The following is a 3,667-nucleotide window of genomic DNA, read 5'->3' on the forward strand; positions in this document are numbered from 1 at the left end:
GGTGTTGTAGGGCGTCTGCTTGTCGATGTCGGACTGGTAGATCGGGCGATCGGTGGGTTTTCCCTTGCCGCCGAACAGGCCGTAGATGATGGTCGGATCGGACTGCAGCCGCATGCCCTTGGCCAGCCGGTTGAGGAAGACGGCGGCCACGCGCGAGCGCTCGTCGCCCCTGCCCGTCTCCTTCTCGACGATCGAAGCCAGCGTAACGAAATCCTCGACATTGGCGATCGGAAGATCCGGCGCGCGCCGCTCCCAGACATCGTCAACCAGCTTCTTCTGGTCGGCGAGAAGCTTGTCGATCATCTGCTGGCGCGTGGCGCCGCGTGTGAAGCGCAGCGTGTCGGTGGCAAGACTGCCTTCCGGCGGCATGGCCGCGGGCATGTCGCCGCTCAGCGCGTCCTGCTCGGCGATGCGCTGCAGCGCCTGCTCGACCGTCAGCCCCTCGGGGATGGTCAGCGAATACATCACCGACTTGCCGCTCTTCAGGAGTTCCATGATGTCGCGCATCGAAGCGCGCGGCTTGATCTCGTATTCACCGGCCCTGAGCGCGGAATCATTGCCGGTCGCGCGCACACCAAGGCGAAAGATGCGAGCGTCGCTGATCAGGCCGCGCCGCTCGAGCTGGTCGGCGATGTCCTGGACGCCGGTGTTCGGCTTGACCAGGAAGGTGTCGCCGTTGGCCGACGGGCCGGGCTCGGTGAACGCCTGCTTGCCGAAATATAGCGCGGCGCCGGCCGCCAGGATCATCAGCATCACCAGCGAGATAACGAAATTCATGAACACGACGACCTGGCTGCGCGAGGCGCGCGAGCGTCTCGGCGGCGGCGTACCGGCCTCGGGACGCAGCGCCTCGGCCGCCGTCTTCGGGACGATCGGACCAGACGCGGCCTGCTGCTTTCCGAATTCTCCGCTGCCGCCCGGATTTGTGTTCATAGCGCCCTACCATCTGATCTCTTGGAGAGGCGAGCGTCCCAGCGGACGCGCGAACCACGCTCCAACATTTCAACCCTGCGCCTCGTGCCTTGCGAAAACCGGCTCCGACTTTCGGTCCGACGCGCGAATCCCCAAGGGCAGAGTAGGGGCGAATATGGCAAAATTGACGACAGGCCGCGCGAGCGGCCGCCGGCTCCACGCTCAGCCATTGTAACGCTGGAAGACGAGCGAGGCGTTGGTGCCGCCGAAGCCGAAGGAGTTGGACAGCGCCACGTCGATCTGGCGGGCGCGCGGCTTGTTCGGCACGAGGTCGATCGCTGTCTCGCGCTCAGGATTGTCGAGGTTGATGGTGGCGGGCGCCGTGTTGTCGCGGATGGCGAGGATCGAGAAGATCGCCTCCGCCGCGCCCGCCGCGCCCAGGAGATGGCCGATCGACGACTTGGTCGACGACATCGAGATCTTCGAGGCGGCATTGCCGACAAGGCGCTCGACCGCGCCGAGCTCGATCGTGTCGGCCATGGTCGAGGTGCCGTGCGCGTTGATGTAATCGATGTCGGCCGGCGAAAGCCTCGCCCGCTTCAGCGCCGCCGTCATGCAACGGAAGGCGCCGTCGCCGTCCTCGGCCGGAGCGGTGATGTGGTAGGCGTCGCCGGTCAGGCCGTAGCCGGTGACCTCGGCGTAGATTTTCGCGCCGCGCGCCTTGGCATGTTCGAGCTCTTCCAGCACGACAACGCCGGCGCCCTCGCCCATGACGAAGCCGTCGCGGTCGCGGTCATAGGGACGGGAAGCCTTTTGCGGCGTTTCGTTGCGCTCGGTCGACAGCGCGCGGCAGGCAGCGAAGCCGGCCAGCGAAAGCCGGGTCACAGGTGCCTCGGCGCCGCCGGCCAGCATCACGTCGGCATCGCCGAAGATGATCAGCCGGGCGGCATCGCCGATGGCGTGCGCGCCGGTCGAGCAAGCGGTGACGACGGCATGGTTGGGGCCTTTCAGCCCGTGCCGGATCGACACCTGCCCCGACACCAGGTTGATGATGTTTCCGGGAATGAAGAACGGGCTGATGCGGCGCGGCCCGCGCTCGTGCAGGATCAGCGCGTTCTCGGCAATGCCCTCGAGCCCGCCGATGCCGGAGCCGATCATGACGCCGGTCGCGCAGCGCTCTTCTTCGGTGCTCGGCCGCCAGCCGGAATCCTTCAGCGCCTCGTCGGCGGCCACGATCCCGTAGAGGATGAAGTCGCCGATCTTACGCAGTTCCTTCGGCTCGAGCACGGCTTCGGGATTGAGCGTGCCGTTGGAGCCGTCACCGCGCGGAATGACGTGGGCGATCTTGCAGGCAAGATCCTCCACTTCGAATTCGGTGACGCGCTTGGCGGCGCTGCGGCCGGTCAGCAGTTCCTTCCAGCTGTGCTCGAAGCCCATGCCGAACGGCGAAACCAGGCCAAGGCCCGTGACGACGACACGCCTCATCGCAGGTCCTCCCCGATCATGCCTGCGAAAAGCCTCAGGCAGAGGCCTTGTCGATGTACTTTACGGCATCGCCGACGGTCAGGATGGTCTCGGCGGCATCGTCCGGAATCTCGACGCCGAACTCTTCTTCGAACGCCATGACGAGTTCGACCGTGTCGAGGCTGTCTGCGCCCAGATCGTCGATGAAGCTCGCCTGCTCCGTCACCTTGTCGGCATCGACGCCCAGGTGCTCGATGACGATCTTCTTGACGCGCTCTGCGGTGTCACTCATTTGGGGCATCCTCGTCTTATGTTGAGTTGTCTTCGTTAGCGGGCGGAATGCCGCTAATCAAGCTGAAATATGGTCTTGCGGGTAACGCAACGCCACAGGACCGGTTTTTGCCCGAACCGCCGGGTTGCGGGCCGCATTACACGAAAAATGCGGGAGGTCCAAGCCGAAATGGCGCTTTTCACAACCGCCGGACCTTGGTCCGTCAACACACCCTAGATCATCGCCATGCCGCCATTCACATGAATGGTCTGGCCGGTGACATAGGCCGCTTCGTTGGAGGCGAGATAGGCAACCGCGGAGGCGACTTCGGCGCTGGTGCCCATGCGCCGGGTCGGGATCGCCGCCATGATCGTCTCCTTCTGCTTGTCGTTGAGCTTGTCGGTCATGGCCGATTCGATGAAGCCCGGGGCGACGCAGTTGACGGTGATGTTGCGGGTGGCGATCTCCTGCGCCAGCGACTTGGAAAAGCCGATCATGCCGGCCTTGGAGGCGCAGTAATTGGTCTGGCCGGGATTGCCGGTGACGCCGACCACCGAGGTGATGTTGATGATGCGGCCATGGCGGCGGCGCATCATCGGATGGGTCAGCTCACGGGTCAGGCGGAAGACGGCGGTGAGGTTGACCTCCAGCACGCTGTCCCAGTCGGCATCCGACATGCGCACGAACAGGCCGTCCTTGGTGATGCCGGCATTGTTGACGAGGATGTCGACGCCTTCGAGATCGGCCTCCGCCTTCTGGCCGAGCGCCTTGACCTCGTCGCGGTCGGACAGGTTGGCCGGGAACAGCTTCACGCGGTCACCGAGCTCGGCGGCCAACGCCTCGAGCTTCTCGATGCGCGTCCCGTGCAGGCCGACGATCGCGCCCTGGCTGTGCAGCACGCGGGCGATCGCCTCGCCGATGCCACCCGATGCGCCGGTGACGAGCGCCTTGCGGCCGGTCAGTTCGAACATTCTTCTCTCCTGATTCCAGAGAACACCCTGCTTATGGGTGGGGTGAAAG

General features: G+C 65.1%; 4 protein-coding genes. All 4 read right to left on the reverse strand.

Annotation, left to right across the window (positions count from 1 at the left end):
• Positions 1-933: endolytic transglycosylase MltG (locus EN742_RS28035; protein WP_128333523.1), on the reverse strand; the 933-nt coding region annotated here is incomplete at its 3' end.
• A gap of 201 nt (positions 934-1,134) precedes the next feature.
• Positions 1,135-2,397 (reverse strand): beta-ketoacyl-ACP synthase II, encoded by a 1,263-nt coding sequence (gene fabF / locus EN742_RS28040; protein ID WP_128333524.1) that lies wholly within the window; start codon positions 2,395-2,397, stop codon positions 1,135-1,137.
• Between the two features lie 34 nt (positions 2,398-2,431).
• Positions 2,432-2,668 carry an acyl carrier protein gene (locus tag EN742_RS28045; RefSeq protein ID WP_006203723.1) on the reverse strand — a complete coding sequence of 79 codons (237 nt, stop codon included), beginning with the start codon at positions 2,666-2,668 and terminating at the stop codon, positions 2,432-2,434.
• Between the two features lie 212 nt (positions 2,669-2,880).
• Positions 2,881-3,618, reverse strand: a complete 738-nt coding sequence (fabG, locus tag EN742_RS28050; RefSeq protein WP_127399752.1) for a 3-oxoacyl-[acyl-carrier-protein] reductase — start codon at positions 3,616-3,618, stop codon at positions 2,881-2,883.
• Positions 3,619-3,667 lie beyond the last annotated feature (49 nt).

It is taken from the genome of Mesorhizobium sp. M4A.F.Ca.ET.020.02.1.1 (assembly GCF_004022645.1).
Taxonomy (GTDB): Bacteria; Pseudomonadota; Alphaproteobacteria; order Rhizobiales; family Rhizobiaceae; genus Mesorhizobium.

What these genes read in the sequence shown, in the direction of transcription:
- fabF (WP_128333524.1), bottom strand. Translation starts at nt 2,397, where the DNA reads ATGAGGCGTGTCGTCGTCACGGGCCTTGGCCTGGTTTCGCCGTTCGGC.
- EN742_RS28045 (WP_006203723.1), bottom strand. Translation starts at nt 2,668, where the DNA reads ATGAGTGACACCGCAGAGCGCGTCAAGAAGATCGTCATCGAGCACCTG.
- fabG (WP_127399752.1), bottom strand. Translation starts at nt 3,618, where the DNA reads ATGTTCGAACTGACCGGCCGCAAGGCGCTCGTCACCGGCGCATCGGGT.